Origin of the sequence: Paenisporosarcina indica (assembly GCF_001939075.1) — a bacterium.
GTDB lineage: Bacteria > Bacillota > Bacilli > Bacillales_A > Planococcaceae > Paenisporosarcina > Paenisporosarcina indica.
In genome coordinates this window covers 37,493-55,176 of record NZ_MPTA01000009.1, presented here as the reverse complement: position 1 = coordinate 55,176, position 17,684 = coordinate 37,493, and the positions used below count along the sequence as shown (strand labels likewise).

At 37.8% G+C, this 17,684-nt stretch carries 18 protein-coding genes; 17 read left to right on the top strand and 1 reads right to left on the bottom strand.

Annotated features, from left to right (window positions below):
- Nucleotides 1–469: 469 nt before the first annotated feature.
- From GY23_RS16905 to rsmI, 10 genes are all read left to right on the top strand, one after another.
- Complete coding sequence (locus tag GY23_RS16905; RefSeq protein ID WP_075620364.1) at nucleotides 470–1,906, top strand: aminotransferase class I/II-fold pyridoxal phosphate-dependent enzyme; 1,437 nt, start codon at nucleotides 470–472, stop codon at nucleotides 1,904–1,906.
- 227 nt (nucleotides 1,907–2,133) lie between these two features.
- A complete protein-coding gene (locus GY23_RS16900) occupies nucleotides 2,134–4,563 on the top strand; it encodes a PAS domain S-box protein (protein ID WP_075620363.1) in 2,430 nt (809 codons plus the stop codon).
- 84 nt (nucleotides 4,564–4,647) lie between these two features.
- A complete protein-coding gene (gene tmk / locus GY23_RS16895) occupies nucleotides 4,648–5,274 on the top strand; it encodes a dTMP kinase (protein ID WP_075620362.1) in 627 nt (208 codons plus the stop codon).
- 119 nt (nucleotides 5,275–5,393) lie between these two features.
- Nucleotides 5,394–5,723 (top strand): cyclic-di-AMP receptor, encoded by a 330-nt coding sequence (locus tag GY23_RS16890; protein ID WP_075620361.1) that lies wholly within the window; start codon nucleotides 5,394–5,396, stop codon nucleotides 5,721–5,723.
- A gap of 79 nt (nucleotides 5,724–5,802) precedes the next feature.
- Nucleotides 5,803–6,807 carry a DNA polymerase III subunit delta' gene (gene holB, locus GY23_RS16885; RefSeq protein WP_075620360.1) on the top strand — a complete coding sequence of 335 codons (1,005 nt, stop codon included), beginning with the start codon at nucleotides 5,803–5,805 and terminating at the stop codon, nucleotides 6,805–6,807.
- On the top strand, nucleotides 6,800–7,630 hold the full coding sequence (locus tag GY23_RS16880) for a PSP1 domain-containing protein (RefSeq protein ID WP_075620359.1): 831 nt from the start codon (nucleotides 6,800–6,802) through the stop codon (nucleotides 7,628–7,630). The genes holB and GY23_RS16880 overlap by 8 nt, the downstream gene beginning before the upstream one ends.
- Nucleotides 7,631–7,640: 10 nt before the next feature.
- A complete protein-coding gene (gene yabA / locus GY23_RS16875) occupies nucleotides 7,641–8,006 on the top strand; it encodes a DNA replication initiation control protein YabA (RefSeq protein ID WP_075620358.1) in 366 nt (121 codons plus the stop codon).
- Between the two features lie 151 nt (nucleotides 8,007–8,157).
- Nucleotides 8,158–8,904, top strand: coding sequence for a tRNA1(Val) (adenine(37)-N6)-methyltransferase (locus tag GY23_RS16870; RefSeq protein ID WP_075620357.1), 747 nt, complete (start codon nucleotides 8,158–8,160; stop codon nucleotides 8,902–8,904).
- On the top strand, nucleotides 8,891–9,166 hold the full coding sequence (locus GY23_RS16865; protein ID WP_075620356.1) for a GIY-YIG nuclease family protein: 276 nt from the start codon (nucleotides 8,891–8,893) through the stop codon (nucleotides 9,164–9,166). Before GY23_RS16870 ends, GY23_RS16865 begins: the two co-directional genes overlap by 14 nt.
- Entirely contained in the window at nucleotides 9,163–10,044 is an 882-nt protein-coding gene (gene rsmI / locus GY23_RS16860; RefSeq protein WP_075620355.1) for a 16S rRNA (cytidine(1402)-2'-O)-methyltransferase, read from the top strand. Before GY23_RS16865 ends, rsmI begins: the two co-directional genes overlap by 4 nt.
- 68 nt (nucleotides 10,045–10,112) lie before the next feature.
- Here the strand turns inward: rsmI and GY23_RS16855 are convergent, their stop codons facing one another.
- On the bottom strand, nucleotides 10,113–10,391 hold the full coding sequence (locus tag GY23_RS16855; protein WP_075620354.1) for a transition state genes transcriptional regulator AbrB: 279 nt from the start codon (nucleotides 10,389–10,391) through the stop codon (nucleotides 10,113–10,115).
- 341 nt (nucleotides 10,392–10,732) lie between these two features.
- Between GY23_RS16855 and metG the strand changes: the two genes are divergently transcribed.
- The 7 genes from metG to GY23_RS16820 all read left to right on the top strand — a co-directional run bounded on the left by metG (nucleotide 10,733) and on the right by GY23_RS16820 (nucleotide 17,580).
- Nucleotides 10,733–12,694 carry a methionine--tRNA ligase gene (gene metG / locus GY23_RS16850; RefSeq protein WP_075620353.1) on the top strand — a complete coding sequence of 654 codons (1,962 nt, stop codon included), beginning with the start codon at nucleotides 10,733–10,735 and terminating at the stop codon, nucleotides 12,692–12,694.
- 232 nt (nucleotides 12,695–12,926) lie between these two features.
- Nucleotides 12,927–13,697 (top strand): TatD family hydrolase, encoded by a 771-nt coding sequence (locus GY23_RS16845; RefSeq protein ID WP_075620352.1) that lies wholly within the window; start codon nucleotides 12,927–12,929, stop codon nucleotides 13,695–13,697.
- Between the two features lie 129 nt (nucleotides 13,698–13,826).
- Entirely contained in the window at nucleotides 13,827–15,035 is a 1,209-nt protein-coding gene (locus GY23_RS16840; RefSeq protein ID WP_075620351.1) for a G5 and 3D domain-containing protein, read from the top strand.
- Nucleotides 15,036–15,312: 277 nt separating this feature from the next.
- Nucleotides 15,313–15,879, top strand: coding sequence for a ribonuclease M5 (gene rnmV, locus GY23_RS16835; protein WP_075620350.1), 567 nt, complete (start codon nucleotides 15,313–15,315; stop codon nucleotides 15,877–15,879).
- Nucleotides 15,872–16,780, top strand: coding sequence for a 16S rRNA (adenine(1518)-N(6)/adenine(1519)-N(6))-dimethyltransferase RsmA (rsmA, locus tag GY23_RS16830; protein ID WP_075620349.1), 909 nt, complete (start codon nucleotides 15,872–15,874; stop codon nucleotides 16,778–16,780). Before rnmV ends, rsmA begins: the two co-directional genes overlap by 8 nt.
- Before the next feature lie 235 nt (nucleotides 16,781–17,015).
- Nucleotides 17,016–17,279, top strand: a complete 264-nt coding sequence (gene veg, locus GY23_RS16825; protein ID WP_017380254.1) for a biofilm formation stimulator Veg — start codon at nucleotides 17,016–17,018, stop codon at nucleotides 17,277–17,279.
- Between the two features lie 115 nt (nucleotides 17,280–17,394).
- On the top strand, nucleotides 17,395–17,580 hold the full coding sequence (locus GY23_RS16820; RefSeq protein ID WP_075620348.1) for a small, acid-soluble spore protein, alpha/beta type: 186 nt from the start codon (nucleotides 17,395–17,397) through the stop codon (nucleotides 17,578–17,580).
- Nucleotides 17,581–17,684 lie beyond the last annotated feature (104 nt).

Below are 17,684 nucleotides of genomic sequence, written 5' to 3'. Positions count from 1 at the left end.
GTTCATTGTTGTTTTGTTGTTTCTTTAATAGGAGGTGTGCGAGAAAGAGGAGGAACAAAGAGTTCGAGGAAACAAAGGGAAGAGACTCGGAGCGTATCTCATACGCGAGAATCGAAGACCTGCGGTTGACGAAGAAATCTGCCGTTCATCGTCTTTCGTAGCCCGAACACGGAAGTTAAGCTCGTGTGCCGATGGGTAGTTGGGGGTTTCCCCTTGCGTGCGTAGGACGTCGCTAGGAAAATAGAAAACCGATACCTTTAGGGTTGTCGGTTAATGCAGTTTTAAATGAGAGCACACAAGTATGAAAACCAAACACTTGTGGAATGTATTCTCTCGTTTTTTATTCAACATCAACAACATTCTTTAACATAGCCTAAAAAAAGCAAGACTCATCATTTTGGATTAGCTCATAAAATGCATGTCACATTACTGTATAATAAACTTAAATTAATAGTTGAGGGAGTAGCAAATGAGTAAACGACCAATTGTAGAAGCAATGCAGCGTTTTTATGAAAAACAAAATACTTCGTTTCATGTACCAGGTCATAAACATGGCACTTTGTCTGAAATGCCACGTGCGTTCAAGGATGTAATGAAGTTTGATTATACAGAGCTGGCAGGACTTGATGATTACCATCACCCGGAAGATATAATAAAAGAGGCACAAGATTTGTTAGCAAAAACTTATGGTGCGATGCAGAGTTATTTTTTGGTGAACGGTTCTACTGTAGGGAATTTAGCGATGGTGTATGCAACTTGTAACGAAGGAGATACAGTACTTGTGCAACGTAATGCACATAAGTCCGTATTTCATGCTCTAGAGTTAGTTGGTGTGCATCCGGTGTTTTTAACCCCGGAATGGGATGAACAAACCCATACGCCTACACATGTTAGTATCCATACGATCAAGGCCGCAATTAACTCTTATCCAAAAGCAAAAGCACTGATATTAACTCATCCTACCTATTATGGAGTTATTAATCCAAATATGAATGAAGTTATTGACCTAGCACATTCGAAAGACTTGCCTGTACTTGTGGATGAAGCACATGGTGCACATTTTGTAGCTAAAGGTGAATTTCCCACAGCTGCCCTAAAGTTGGGTGCTGATGTGGTTGTTCAATCTGCACATAAAACGTTGCCGGCTTTAACGATGGGTTCATATTTACATATCAATTCACACCGGGTTTCTAACGAGAAAATCAATCGATATTTAAGAATGCTGCAATCTAGCAGTCCATCTTATTTATTACTTGCCTCACTAGATGATGCAAGACAATATATTAGCTCATATGTACATGAAGATTATCAGTTATTCAACAATAAGCGTAGGCAATTCGTCGTGAGTTTAAAAACAATTACTCATCTTGAGGTAATAGAAGTAGATGATCCTTTAAAATTACTTTTTCGAGTTCATGGATTTACTGGGTACTCTTTACAACAACAACTGGAGCATCAAGGGATCTATGTGGAACTTGCGGATAATGAACAAGTGTTATTAATATTACCGCTTTTAAAGGCAAAACATCAATTCCCGTTTGCTGAAATTCGAATGAAAATAAAATCCGCAGTTGAAAAATGCACAAAACTACCAAGAAATAAAGTGGATATCGATTATTCACATGATTTACAGGCTCTTTCAACTTTAGCCGTTCCTTATAAAGACTTAGGGCTAGCAAAGAATGAATGGCTATTATATACAAAGGCAGCTGGACGAATTTGTGCAGGAAGTGTGGTTCCATACCCACCAGGCATTCCATTATTTGTTCGTGGAGAGCTCATTTCAACCAACAAGTTGAAAATGCTTGCCGATTATTTAGCAAGTGGTGCCACGATTCAAGGTGAACATGACTTAAGTCGTAAACTGTTGCTTGTCTTACAGGATGAAGAACATAATCAATCATAAATAGTAAATATAATAACAGCTCACATTCTCGTACGGAGTGTGGGCTATTTTGTGTTATCATTGGTCAAAAAGCGAAGTAATTCACTTTCGAATAGAACCCTTTACAAATTACTTTATTAGTTAGCTCGTGCTTATCCTGCCTCTTAATATGAACAAATAAGAAATGGGAAAATATTTTTTTCGTATACTACTGAAACCAAGAATCTACAATGAAAGGAGAGATGATTATGAAGAGTTTTTTAAATAAAACAGGACATGATCTTTTAGCATCCACAAATATATTTGATTACTTAAAGGATTTGATTTTCTTGATGGAGACAGACGAGAAATCATTCCGCTATGTATATGTTAATTCGTCAGCCATGAAGGTTTTAAAATTCGATGGAGATATAATAGGAAGTTTAATAGAGGAAAAGCTACCGGATGAACTTGCCAAAGTATTGATTCCTAAATACCAGCAGGTACAAGCAACCAAGAAGTCGGTTGATTTTATCCAAATACTTGAATCTGAAAATGGAGAATTTGTAGCAGAGGCATCTCTCAACCCTATTTTGACAGAGAATGGTCAATGCAAATATATTTTGGCGATCGTAAGAGATATTACGGAAAGAAATTGTAAAGAACGGGAACTAAAGGAAACAAAGAGAAATTTGGAAATGAATCAAAAGCGATTGAATTCCCTGGTAGAACATAATGATGATGCAGTATATGAAATGGATTTACAAGGTAAATTTATACATATAAATAAGGCCTTTACGAAAATTTCTGCCTTCCATGAGAATGAATTGATTGGTTCCACATTTCTTCACCTAATATTAGAAGAAAAGAAAGAGGAAGTCATGTCTCATTTCATGAATGCTTTAAAGGGCAGAAAGGAAGAGTATGAGACTTGGATCAGAAATAAAAATGGACAACTAGTTCAATTGCTTGTTAAAAATGTTCCAATTATTGTAGATGGAAATATCGTTGGGATTTATGGCATCGCTAGTGATATAACAGAAAAGAATAAAATTGGTCATCTTTTACTCGAGAGTGAACAAAGGTACAAATCATTGTTTGAAAACCATCCTGATGCCATCTTTTCCTATGACTTGGAGGGGAATCTCACGAGTGGAAATGATGGAGTAGAATTAATTTCTGGTTTTTCCAAGGAGGAGTTCTTAGGAACGTCCTTCGTTTCAATGATGGCACCAGAACATGTAGGAAAAACACTTTATCACTTTGATAAAACAATACGGGATAAGAAAAGCGAAAGTTATGAAGTTGCATTACTTCACAAAGATGGCCATCGAGTTGAACTTTTTGTTATGAGTATCCCTATTATCATAAATAATCAAGTTACGGGAATATACGGGTTGGCGAAAGACGTAACCGATATAAATCGGACAAAAGAAGAGTTGGAGATTTTCTGGAATTATACCATTGATCCGATCTTCTACTTTTCTGACGGACAAATCTTAAAAGTAAACCCTGCATTTGAAAAAACGTTTGGCTATAGTGAAAAAGAAGTGACTAATAATATGGATTTAATTATTCCACCGAGCTTGAGGCATGAAATAAAAGAAATTGATGCGAAAATTCGAAAGGGAGAAACGATAATTTCACATGAAACAATAAGGACGGCGAAGAGTGGAGAAAACTTGGACATTATTGCTTCGTACACACCTGTAAAAGATGAGAATGGATTAGTCGTTGGGGCTACTGCTTTTTATAAAGATATTTCAGTTCTCAAAAAAGTTGATCAGGAACTGCAGGATAGCCAAGAGAAGTATAAACTAATAACTGAAAATGTATTTGATATTATTCATTTAATCAACCCGTCAGGTATTGTTGAATATGTTTCACCATCAAATGAAAGCATTCTTGGTTACACTTATTCTGAATACGTTGGTCAACCACTTACAGCATATATTCATCCTGTTAATATCCCTACTTTAGAAAAAGGATTTAAGCGTCTCAAGGGTGGTGGTAAACCAGCTCCCTACGAACTAAAAGTTCGTCATAAAAAAGGACATTATATCTGGATGGAAGCTACAACAACTCCTGTAGTAGAGAATGGAGTTGTGAAGCAATTAGTAACCATTGCACGAGATATTACTGAGCGAAAAAGAACTCGTGAAGAATTAGCTAAAATGGCGTTTTATGATTATTTAACCGGTTTGCCTAACCGTAGAACATTTGATGAAAGATTAAACACGGCAATTCTTCAAGCAAATCGTTCCAAAAAGAAAGTCGCTGTAATGATGCTAGATGGACGTAAGTTTAAGCAAATTAATGACACTTTTGGGCATGATGCGGGAGACGCGGTAATCAAGGAGATGTCGAAAAGGACTCAAGCTAGTGTTCGTCAAACGGATACAGTCGCAAGGCTAGGAGGCGATGAAATCGGGATCGTTTTACCGGAAATTGAATCGGAGGACGTGGCAGAAGTTGTTGCGGAACGCATCTTGAATTCATTATTAGATCCCTTCTACGTTAATAACAGTGAAATTTTCATGGGTGCAGGGATTGGGATTTCCTTTTATCCGGATCATTCAGTTGATAAAAAACAACTGATGAAATTTGCAGATGAAGCCATGTATGAAGCCAAGAAAACCAACCAAAATGAATATCGAATATATAAAGAAAACGTGGATAAATTAGTAGTACCTGAGTGAGCTCAGGTATTTTTATTTGATATGCCACTACTTGAAAATCAAGTAGTCAAACACTATACAAAAGATTGAACTGGAGGATATAGGATGAGTTATTTTATTAGCCTAGAAGGTGTTGAGGGTTCGGGGAAGTCAACAATTATACAATACATAAAAGAATATCTAGAGAACAAAGGGGAAGCTGTAGTTGTTACAAGGGAACCAGGTGGAATTGATATAGCTGAACAAATACGTTCCGTAATACTTGATAAAAATAACACGAAAATGAATAATCGAACTGAAGCCTTACTGTATGCAGCTGCACGAAGACAACATCTGGTTGAAAAAATTATGCCTTCATTAAGTAATGGGCAGATTGTTTTATGTGATCGGTTCATCGATAGCAGTTTAGCTTACCAAGGATATGCAAGGGGATTGGGGATTGACGAAGTCCTTACTATCAATGAATTTGCAATAGGGAGTTTCATGCCAAATCTAACTTTGTACTTGGATCTCGATCCACGGATTGGGTTAAATCGCATTAGCAAGAATAAAGAAAGAGAAGTAAACAGATTAGATTTAGAAGAGTTGAATTTTCACGTGAAAGTACGTGAAGGATATGAAGAAGTAAGTAAAAGATTTCCGGAACGAATTGTAAAAGTAAACGCAAATCAAGAAATTGCACAGGTATTATCGGACATTCAAGACATCTTAAGTGCTAAAATGAACAGGTGAAGAATTGAAAAATAAAATGGAAACATAAATTTTGAAAGATTCTACTAATTCCCGAGTGAATTGAACAATCTTTTCATGTTATAATAGTAGGAAGAACTTCCGGAAAAGGGGTTGGGCTGATGAAACTTATCGTAGCTGTAGTTCAGGATCAAGATAGTAACCGTTTATCAAGTGCTTTAACGAAAGGCGACTTTCGTGCAACAAAGTTAGCGAGTACTGGTGGTTTTTTACGTTCAGGGAATACGACGTTTTTAATTGGTACAGATGATGAACTAGTACCAAAAGCACTTGGCTTAATTCGTGAAAATTGCCGTTCTCGCGAGCAAATGGTAGCTCCGGTGTCCCCTATGGGAGGAAATGCGGATTCATATATTCCTTATCCTGTAGAAGTTGAAGTCGGTGGTGCAACAATATTCGTGTTGCCAATTGAACAGTTCCATAATTTTTAATCAAATTACTAACCATACACGAAAAGCCCGTGTTCTCCGGAACACGGGTTTTTTCAAAAAAAGAAAGGGTGAGCAACGAATGACTAGCCATATTGAAGAAGTACGAAAATTACAGCCAGTCGTGATGAAACAGCTGGAAACTATTTTTCAAAAAAACCGAGTTGCTCACGCATATCTTTTTGAAGGAGCAAAAGGTACCGGGAAAGTAGCTGTCATGCGGGCTTTTGTTAAATTACTGCTTTGCGAAAAACCGATTCAAAATGTTTCATGTGAAACGTGTCGAGGTTGTAGAAGGTTCGAATCGGGTAACCATCCGAACTTTGTACAAATTGAGCCCGATGGTCAAGATATAAAAAAGGACCAAATATTACAGTTAATTTTTGAAATGAATAAAACAGGACTAGAAGCTGGTCGTAAAATATATGTGCTCCACAGAGCGGATCGAATGAATACTTCTGCTGCTAATACCTTGCTTAAATTCTTGGAGGAACCTGAAGGACTTGTAACAGCCATTTTACTAACAGATAAATCACATGCCATTTTGCCGACAATTCGGTCACGTAGTCAGATCGTTTCTTTTCGATCCATTCCGTATGAGGAACGTGTGAAAGTACTAATAGATCAAGGGCTAACAGCTACAATGGCGGCTACAGTTTCAATGGTTACAAATGACGTGGACGAGTCATTAGAATTGGCAAAAGATGAGCAGTTTTTACAGGTTCGAAAAACAGTGTTAAAATTAGTAGAGGCAGCCGAATCAAATGTAAATGAAGCAATGCTTATTGTGCATGAAGAATGGCTTCCGGTTTTAAAAGAAAAAGAAGAAACAGAACGAGCATTGGATCTACTATTATTCGCATATCGTGATTTAGTGGCGGTGAAGGCTAATAGTGATGCAGCATATACGTTTCCAGATTTATTGCCTTTTTATCAACGACATGCTCTGCACATTTCATTTGAGCAGTTATCGAATAAAATCGAGGCCATATTAAAATCGAAGCAACAATTGCATCGTAATATGAATCGGACGCTGTTAATGGAACAGTTGATGCTGAATCTGCAAGGAGGATTTTTGTTTGTATAATGTGGTAGGTGTCCGCTTCAAGAAAGCGGGTAAAATATATTATTTTGATCCAGCTGAGTTTCCTTTGGGAAAAGATCAGTATGTAATTGTTGAAACGGCAAGAGGGGTAGAATACGGCAAAGTCGTAGTTCCTGTAAAACAAGTGGAAGAACACGATGTTGTGTTACCTCTAAAGCAAGTTGTGCGCCCAGCTGATGAGCGTGATCGTCATCAAGTGGATGAAAACCAATTGGAGTCAAAACGTGCTTTTGAACTTGGAACAGAAAAAATTGTAGAACACGCTTTAGAGATGAAACTGGTGGATGTTGAATATACATTTGATCGAAACAAAATCATCTTTTATTTCACTGCAGAAGGTCGTGTGGATTTCCGTGACTTAGTAAAAGACTTAGCAGCAGTGTTCAGAACGCGTATTGAACTACGTCAAATAGGGGTTCGAGACGAAGCCAAAATGCTTGGTGGGATTGGACCTTGTGGGCGTATGTTATGTTGTTCTACATTTTTAGGTGACTTTGAACCAGTTTCAATTAAAATGGCAAAAGATCAAAACTTGTCTCTTAATCCCTCAAAGATTTCGGGTCTATGTGGACGTTTAATGTGCTGTTTAAAGTATGAAAATGACGAGTATGAAACGGCAAAAAGCTTAATGCCCGATATAGGTGCCCGTATTTCTACACCAGATGGTAAAGGAAAAGTTGTAGGAATCAATTTATTAGAACGCGTGATGCAGGTTGAATTGGCAGAACAACAGCGTGTGCTTGATTATACATTAGAAGAAATTCAACAACATGCAGAAAAACAAGTGCAATGGACTGAACAATGAGGTGATGTATGTGAAAGATCGTAATTTTTTGGATACGGTTATGGAGTTTGAACAGCAATTAGAATCATTGCAAGGGCAATTCCATGCACTTAAAGAGTTCGTAGCATTGATGATGGAAGAACATCAATCATTGCAACAGGAGAACTTCCTTCTTCGCCAACGCCTGGATGAAATACATGCTGCTGAAGAAGCCGCAGTAAAACAGTCCGAGTTGAATGCAAAAGAAGTGAGTCGTCTAGATATTGGAGAAGGTTATGATAACTTAGCTAGGCTCTATCAAGAAGGGTTCCACGTATGTCATGTACATTTTGGGAGCTCTCGAAAAGGCGAAGATTGTTTGTTTTGTCTTTCATTTTTAAATAAACAAAATGGCTGACAAAAGACTGATTCCACTGCACTTTGGTGGATGTCGGTCTTTTGTTGTGCTGGTAGGAAATTCGATTTTTGGATTTCATAATATGAATTGATAGCAGCTTGTACCATTAATGGGTGCAAGCTGTGTTTTTCTAATGTTGGAGGGTCTATAAATGGATATTCAATTAAGAGATGACGAACGTTTAGATTATTTATTGGCTGAAGAACTTCGAATTATCCAAAGTCCTTCGGTATTTTCCTTTTCACTAGATGCTGTGTTGCTTGCAAAATTCACGTATGTGCCGATTAGGCAAGGGGCAATTGTTGATTTGTGCTCTGGAAATGGAGTGATTCCTTTATTTTTGAGTGCACGAACAAAAGCAAAAATTACGGCCGTTGAATTGCAACCAAGACTAGCAGATATGGCAAAGCGAAGCGTGGACTTTAATCACTTACACGAACAGATTGACGTCATTGAAGGCGATGTCAAAGTGATACCTAAACAACTTGGAATTGAAAAGTTTGATGTGGTCACGTGCAATCCCCCTTACTTCCCCGCACATGAAGCAAGTGATAAAAATATAAAAGAACATTTAGCCATTGCACGTCATGAGATTCACTTGACGCTAGATGAGGCCGTACAGTCTGCTAGTCAGTTGTTAAAACAAGGTGGGAAGGCAGCATTTGTTCATCGCCCTGGTCGGTTATTGGACATCGTAACTGCGATGAGAGCCAATCGCTTGGAACCGAAACGGATTCGTTTTGTTTATCCGAAAGAAGGAAAAGAAGCGAACACCTTATTAATAGAAGGAATTAAAGATGGCAAGCCGGATTTGAAGATTCTTCCGCCATTATTCGTTTATGATGATCAAGGTGAATATACAGAAGAAGTGAGAGAAATGCTGTATGGAAACAACTAGCACACATGTTTTCTATGTATTGGAATGCTCGGATGGTTCATATTATGCTGGCTACACTAATGATTTGAGTAAACGCGTAAATGTTCACAATCGTGGTAAAGGAGCTAAATATACACGTGCAAGACGGCCTGTTAGGTGCATTTATCAAGAAAAGCATGAAACAAAACAACAGGCAATGAAAGCTGAGTATGCATTTAAACAATTAGTAAAGAGTAAAAAAATAGAATATATCGCAAAAGAAACGAGAGGTGAGGATATATGAACGCTCAAAAAAGTTTTTCGGGTCAGTCAGCCACAGGTATTCTGTACTTAGTGGCAACCCCAATTGGAAACTTAGAAGACATGACGGTACGTGCGATTCGTATGATGAAGGAAGCCGATTATATTGCAGCTGAAGATACGCGTAACACAAAGAGGTTGTGTAACTATTTCGAGATCAACACACCTCTGATCAGTTACCATGAGCACAACTTGGAGTATGGGGGAGAAAAACTTCTGATGCTTCTTAGAGAGGGCAAAAACATTGCTCTTGTGAGTGATGCAGGATTACCATGTATCTCGGATCCAGGTGCAGATATTGTAGCAAAAGCTGTAGCGGAGAACTTGGCAGTTGTTCCAATACCGGGTGCAAATGCAGCATTAAGTGCACTCATAGCATCTGGTATTTCAACGTTGTCGTTTACTTTCTACGGTTTTTTGCCAAGACAAAAAAAGGAGCGTAAAGTAGCATTAGAGAAGATTCAATATAATAAAGAAACGATGCTTTTTTATGAAGCACCTCATCGATTAAAGGAAACACTGAAAGATGCTCAGTTAGTTCTTGGATCCAATCGAAAAGTAGCATTGGCTCGAGAAGTGACGAAGAAATTTGAGGAATTTGTCAGAGGTACCTTGGAGGAAGTGCTTGCGTGGGCAGAGAATGAAGAAATTCGTGGTGAATTTGTATTAGTAATCGACGGTTCTACGGAAGAAAACCCCGTGGAAACAGAGAAGTGGTGGACCAATTTATCAATTACAGAACACGTTAATCATTTGATGAATTCTCAAGACATTTCTTCAAAGGAAGCGATTAAACTTGCAGCCAAAGACCGAGACTTACCAAAAAGAGACGTCTATCAAGAATTTCATATTGAACAATAAAAGGGCTGTGTAATCAAGTAAACCATAAAAAAATCCGGAGTGACTATGCGTCGCTTCGGATTTTGCACTTATTTGTTTAAGCTAGATTGGATCTCTTTAACTAATAAATCTGCGCCTTCTGGGCTTAAGATCAATTTTCCGCCTACTAAACGTAGGTTGTCATCTGATACTTCACCAGTTACTGCACACGTCATATTTGGTAAATATTTTTTTAAGATGATTTTATCGTCATCCACGTATATTTCCAATGCATCTTTCTCTGCAATACTTAAAGTACGGCGAAGTTCGATTGGAATCACTACGCGTCCTAATTCATCAACTTTACGAACGATACCTGTAGATTTCATGAAAAGTGCTCCCCTCGAGTTAAATATGTAATTCGTCAAAATTCGACATTTATCAGTTGTCTGGTACTAATCATACCAAGTACTCCCATATCCGTCAATAATTAATGTGTTTGATTCGAATGTTATTTTGATAAAAAAGTGATATTTTATACTGATATTACAACTTTTTTGATATCGTTTTTTCAAATTGTAGATAAGTTTTCAAAAAAATGAAAGTAAAAGGAGTAGAATTAACAATAACGATTATTCGACAATTCCTGCTAATCTTCTAATATTGAAACACATCCGTTACTCCGATAGAATAGAACTACAACTTTATAGGAACGAAGGGGCGAATTTACGTGAACAAGCAAAATAATTCATTTTATATTACCACTCCCATTTATTATCCAAGCGGGAAATTCCACATTGGAACCGCCTATACGACAGTTGCATCAGATGCAATGGCTCGCTATAAACGATTACGTGGATTCGATGTTCATTTTTTGACTGGTATGGATGAACATGGCCAAAAAATACAAGAAAAAGCACAAGAAGCAGGTAAAAATCCACAATCTTATGTAGATGAAATTGCGGAAGCAGCGAAAAAAGTTTGGGAACTAATGGACATTTCGAATGACGATTTCATTCGTACAACTGAACAACGTCATAAAGAAGGCGTAGAGAAAATCTTCCAGTTGTTTTTAGATAATGGGGATATTTATAAAGGTGAATACGAAGGGTTATACTGTACGCCTTGTGAATCGTATTTCACTGAGACTCAGTTAGAAAATGGGAACTGTCCAGACTGTGGGCGACCTGTAAATAAAGTAAAAGAAGAGTCCTATTTCTTTAATATGAAAAAGTATGCAGATCGTTTGCTGAAGTATTATGAAGAAAACGTGGAATTCATTGAACCGGAATCAAGAAAAAACGAGATGATCAATAACTTTATCAAACCAGGTCTAGAAGACTTATCAGTGTCACGTACTTCTTTCGATTGGGGAATTCGTGTTCCTGGGGATGCCGATCACGTAATTTATGTCTGGGTAGATGCTTTGTCCAATTATATTACGGCACTTGGTTACAAATCGGATGATGAATCCTTGTTTAACAAATTTTGGCCTGCAGATGTACATGTTGTCGGGAAAGATATTGTACGATTCCACACAATCTATTGGCCGATTTTCTTAATGGCGTTAGATTTACCATTACCAAAGAAAGTATTTGCTCACGGTTTTATTATGATGAAAGATGGCAAAATGTCGAAGTCGAAAGGGAATGTCGTAACACCAGAAATATTGGTTGATCGATATGGTTTAGATGCTACACGCTATTTCTTATTACGTGAACTTCCATTTGGTTCAGATGGTGTATTTTCACCGGAATCCTTTGTTGAACGTTCGAACTTCGACTTAGCAAATGACTTAGGTAACTTATTGAATCGTACGGTTTCGATGATGAATAAATATTTTGACGGACGTATTCCAACCGAAAATAATGAAGCAACTGAATTTGATGTTTCTTTACAAACTCATGCTAAAGAAGTGAAAGAAAAGTATGAGTCGAATATGGAAAAGATGCAATTCAGTCTCGTTTTAAGTGATTTATGGTCGCTTGTTTCGCGTACGAACAAATATATAGACGAAACACAGCCTTGGGTTCTGGCAAAAGAAGAATCCGATAAACCAAAACTTGGTTCAGTTATGTGGAATTTGGCGGAAAGTCTTCGTCACATAGCGATTTATTTACAACCGTTTATGACAAATGCACCGAAACAAATTGCAGAGCAACTTGGTTTATCTGCTGATGGATTAACATGGGCTTCATTAGAGAATTCCTCTACAATTGCTACAGGTACGAAGGTGATTGAAAAAGGAGTACCAATTTTTCCAAGACTTGAAGTGGAAACAGAGGTTGCTTATATTCAAGAACAAATGCGCGGATCGGTAAAGCAGGAAGAACCTGAAGTTGTACAAGAAGAAGAGGTACCGGAAGTTCCCGAAATCACAATTGATGAGTTCATGAATGTGGATTTGCGTGTAGCAACCGTGACGGCATGTGAAGCAATGCCAAAGACGGACAAGTTGTTGAAACTACAAGTGGATCTAGGATATGAGCAACGTCAAGTGGTATCTGGAATAGCGAAAAACTATAAACCAGAAGAACTGGTAGGGCAAAAAGTGATTGTCGTAGCTAACTTAAAACCTGTAAAACTGCGTGGCGAGTTGTCACAAGGAATGATTCTTGCAGGTGAAAAAGACGGATATTTAACACTTGCAACGGTTGATGAAAAGCTTGAAAACGGTGCGAAAGTGAAATAAACGTTATAGTTAATGCCTGTTTAGCAATTGCTGAACAGGCTTTTTGTTTGTACGTCAGAAACTTCTGATGCAATTATTAAAAATTTTTATATTTATTAAGATAGTTGTTTGGAAAATCATGCAGAATGGTTTGTTATGCAAAAAACATGTCTTTGACATCAAATTGTTACAAACAAGAGATGTATGACATAAGTTAAAAGACTAAAATAGAGATTATGTGAGGCGAAAATTTATGTATATAGATACACATGTCCATTTAAATGCAGATCAATATGATGAAGATTTACAACAAGTAATTGACCGAGCATTAGAAGCGAGAGTCAACTATATGGTGGTCATCGGGTTTGATCGCAAAACAATTGAGCGAGCAATTTCACTAGCTGAACAATATGACTTTATATATGCAGTTGTAGGATGGCATCCCGTTGATGCAATTGACTGTACCGAAGAAGACTTGCTGTGGATCGAGGAATTAGCTGCACATCCAAAAGTAGTGGCAATAGGCGAAACGGGCTTGGATTACCATTGGGAAAAGTCTCCGCACGATATCCAACAGGAATTATTCCGAAAACAAATTCGTTTAGCACAAAAGGTAAATTTACCAATTGTCATTCACAATAGAGACGCTACTGAAGATGTAATTCGCATCTTACAAGAAGAGCATGCGGAGATAACCGGTGGTGTTATGCATTGTTTCGGTGGAAGTGTCGAAACAGCAAAAATTTGCATCAATTTAAATTTCATGATTTCACTCGGAGGACCCGTAACCTTTAAAAATGCAAAAACACCTAAAGAAGTGGCTACAGAAATTTCATTAGACCATTTAATGATTGAGACTGATGCCCCTTACTTAGCACCGCATCCTCATCGTGGTAAACGCAATGAACCTAGTCTCGTCCCACTTGTGGCTGATGAAATTGCACGGTTAAAAAATATACCCGTAGAAGAAGTAGCAAGAGCGACAACTAAAAATGCCATAAAATTTTACAATTTAAATGTATAAAACTTGGTCTTCTATCCAATACTTGGGTAGAAGATGTTCTTTTGACCTGAATAGTTTGACTAATCGCTAATGGTTGACAGTCATTTTTGATATCTATATAATCACAAAAGTGATAAGGAGGCGTTTTTCATGTCAAAAATTCTCATGAAAAAACTGTTCACCAACACATTGAGGAGTAAACAAGCAGGGTTAGTTCTAATAGGAATAATCTTGTTCGTTTCAGTCATATCAGCAGTTCTTTTCGTAGGAACAAAAAATACCGTAGCTTTTACGGTTAATGGTAAACAGCAAGATATTCGTACCCATGCAGATACAGTTGGAGACTTGTTAAATGAGCATAACATTCAAGTTTCTAAAGCTGATTTAGTTTCACCCTCAGTGAACACGTTGATTGAAGATGGAATTTCAATCGAGTGGGAACAGGCAAAAAAAATTACGATTACAGTTGATGGTAAGGAACAAACGATACAAACAACTGCTGATCAAGTGAGTCAAGTATTAACAGAAGCCAATATAGAAGTTTCTGAGCATGATAAGTTAACACCTGAGCTAGATGCAAAGGTCGGACCCAACGAAAACATTGCAATTGAAAAAGCGTTTCCAGTAACGCTTGTAGATGGCGTAAATGAAAAGAAGATTTGGTCCACTTCGACTACGGTCGCTGACTTTTTAAAACAACAAGAGATTCAAATGAATGAATTTGATCGTGTCGAGCAAAGAATGGAAGACCTCGTGATTCCAAACGATGTTATACAAGTCGTTCGCGTAGAAAAAGTCACCGATGTAGTGGAAGCAGCAACGAATTTTGCTGTGGAAACACGTATTGATAAGAATATTTTAAAAGGCAAGGAAAAAGTAGTTCAAGAAGGCAAAGAAGGACTAACTAAACGCACTTATGAGATTGTTTCTGAAAATGGTAAACAAGTTTCTCGTGTTTTAAAAAGTGAAGATGTTGTGAAAGAGCCATTGAAAAAAGTTGTAGCTGTTGGTACAAAAGTTGTAACAGCAAGCGTATCACGTGGGTCCACAACAGAAGCGCCTTCAGGTGGGAAAGAATTTTACGTATCCGCTACGGCATACACGGCATACTGTAATGGCTGTTCGGGAATTACCGCTACTGGTATCGATCTTCGTTCTAATCCTAGTTTGAAAGTAATAGCGGTTGACCCCGAGGTTATTCCGTTAGGCTCCAAGGTGTGGGTTGAAGGATACGGATATGCAGTTGCAGGTGATACTGGTGGAGCAATTAAAGGAATGAAAATTGACTTATTCATGCCAACTACTGATCAAGCGTTCGGTTTTGGACGTAAAAAAGTAAAAATCAAGATACTAGACTAATTGAACCCAGCTTTCCCTCATGTTTAGGGAAAGCTTTTTCTCGTATATAGGAAAGAATTAATTTACATATGGCACATTGTATTATAGTACCTGTTTAGATCCGAAGCCAAGCTCGTACCTAAGCTTCAGTTTCTCCAGCGAGAGCGGGCTTTCGAAATCGGTCCTTCCAGCGTCGGCATCGAGCAAGAGTGGGCTTCTATGCTTTTCTTATTCTGTACAACGAGACCAAGCACAAGTAATATAGTCAAAGAACGTGTTAGAAATGAGGCATCGAATCGTGGTTATTGAAGAGGTTATTGTGGTGGAAGGAAAAGATGATACTACAGCGATCAAACGAGCTGTAGGAGCAGATACAATTGAAACGAATGGATCAGCGATTTCGCCTGAAACCCTTCGTCGAATTCAGCATGCACAGACTAAAAGAGGCGTTATCGTTTTTACGGACCCCGACTACCCTGGAAGACGTATTCGTGCAATCATTGAAGAACATGTGCCAGGCGTTAAGCATGCATTTTTACCAAAAGAAAAAACAATTGCGAAGAACGGCAAAGGTTTAGGAATTGAACATGCAGCAGATGAAGATATTCGATCTGCTCTCCAAAATGTCTATACACCGAGAAATCCTCTAAATAAAACAGAAGATATTCCGTTATATATACTTATGGAATCACGGTTGATTGGTCATCCTGATTCTAAAATGCGTCGTAATCGACTCGGTGAACTATTACAAATTGGATATACCAATGGAAAACAACTTCAAAAAAGATTATCAATGTTCCAAATTGATATCGGGCAATTTAACAAAGCCTTAGCACAATTGGATCAGGAGGATATAGATGAGTAAAGATATTGCAACACCAAAACGTACACAAGAAATATTGAAAAAATATGGTTTTTCCTTTAAAAAGAGTTTAGGACAGAATTTTTTAATCGATCCAAATATTCTTCATAACATCGTCAGTCATGCGGATTTAACAAAAGAATCCGCGGCTATTGAAATTGGTCCTGGGATTGGTGCTTTGACGGAGCATTTAGCACGCAAAGCGGGTCAAGTCGTTGCTTTTGAAATCGATCAACGTCTCTTACCTGTTCTAGAAGATACATTATCTCCTTACCCAAATGTAGAAATCATCCATTCCGATATATTAAAAGCTAATGTAACAGAAGTCATGCAAGAGAAATTAGCTGGTTATGAAGACGTAATGGTTGTCGCAAACTTGCCTTACTATGTAACAACACCTATCTTAATCAAGCTGCTAATGGAGAAACTTCCAATCCGTGGAATGGTTGTCATGATGCAAAAAGAAGTAGCAGATCGCATTACAGCAAAACCAAGCACGAAAGCATACGGTTCTTTATCGATAGCCATTCAATATTATATGGCTGCTGAAATCGCTATGATGGTTCCTAAAACCGTGTTTATGCCTCAACCAAACGTGGATTCGGCTGTCATCAAATTAACACGTCATGAGCAACCTCCAGTAACCGTTATCGATGAGGATTTCTTATTCACGGTTTCTCGTTCATCATTTGCACAACGTAGAAAAACAATTTTAAACAATTTACAATCACAATTGCCACACGGGAAAGAAAAGAAAGGGTTAATTTTAGATGCACTGCAAGAAGCAGACATCGATCCAACGCGTCGAGGCGAAACGTTATCGATTCAAGAGTTTGGAAAGTTAGCGGATTTACTTTACCCTAATTTCAAAAGTTTGGTGAAGAATGACGTTGAGGTTGAATAATAATCAGGAGATTGGTTATATGGCTCGTAAAATGTATATACAGCAATCGTTTTTAACATAGATAATTTGTGAAAATAGCTCTTTTGTAACAATCTGAAGGCACTTATCATAAAAAAGAACTACCGATTTAAAAAAAATTATTGACAAACACATTTAGTCATTGTTAAAATGATAAATTCGGTTGACAATTATTTCTCCATATGGTATGATTATCACTAAGTGAGGTGTAAGCGAAATGCCAAAAACTTTAGCTGATATCAAGAAGTCTTTAGATTGTCATTTAGGCAAACGTTTGCAATTAAAAGCAAACGGTGGTCGCAAGAAAACCATTGAACGAGCAGGCATTTTACGTGAAACGTATCATGCAGTTTTCGTAGTAGATCTTGATCAGGACGAAAATGCTTTTGAACGTGTGTCTTACAGCTACACAGATATTCTAACTGAAGCAGTTGAAATTACAATTGTTGACGGAATGCAAGAACTTGTAGTCGTCAAATAATCTTTCGCACTTATGTACTCATTTTAGCAAAACACTCACGGATTTCATAATCCGTGAGTGTTTTTTTGTTTTTAGACCATACTACATTTGTCAGTCCTCAAGAGGAGGAAAAAGCATGACACGTAAAGGTGTAATGTCGGATCGACTAAAAGAAGAAATTGCGAAAGAACTTGGATTTTACGAAGTCGTTGAGCGGGACGGTTGGGGAGGTATTTCATCTCGTGATGCTGGGAATATGGTGAAACGAGCAGTTGAAATAGCGCAGGCCGGGTTAATGAACAGAGAAAATCGATACAAGTAATCGCGGGATCAATTCCCTTCTTTTATGTTCTTCATCTTGTGACGCGTAATCACGGATAGGTGAAAGATTTTTTCTTTACACCTTACTGCAAGTACTCTCACAGA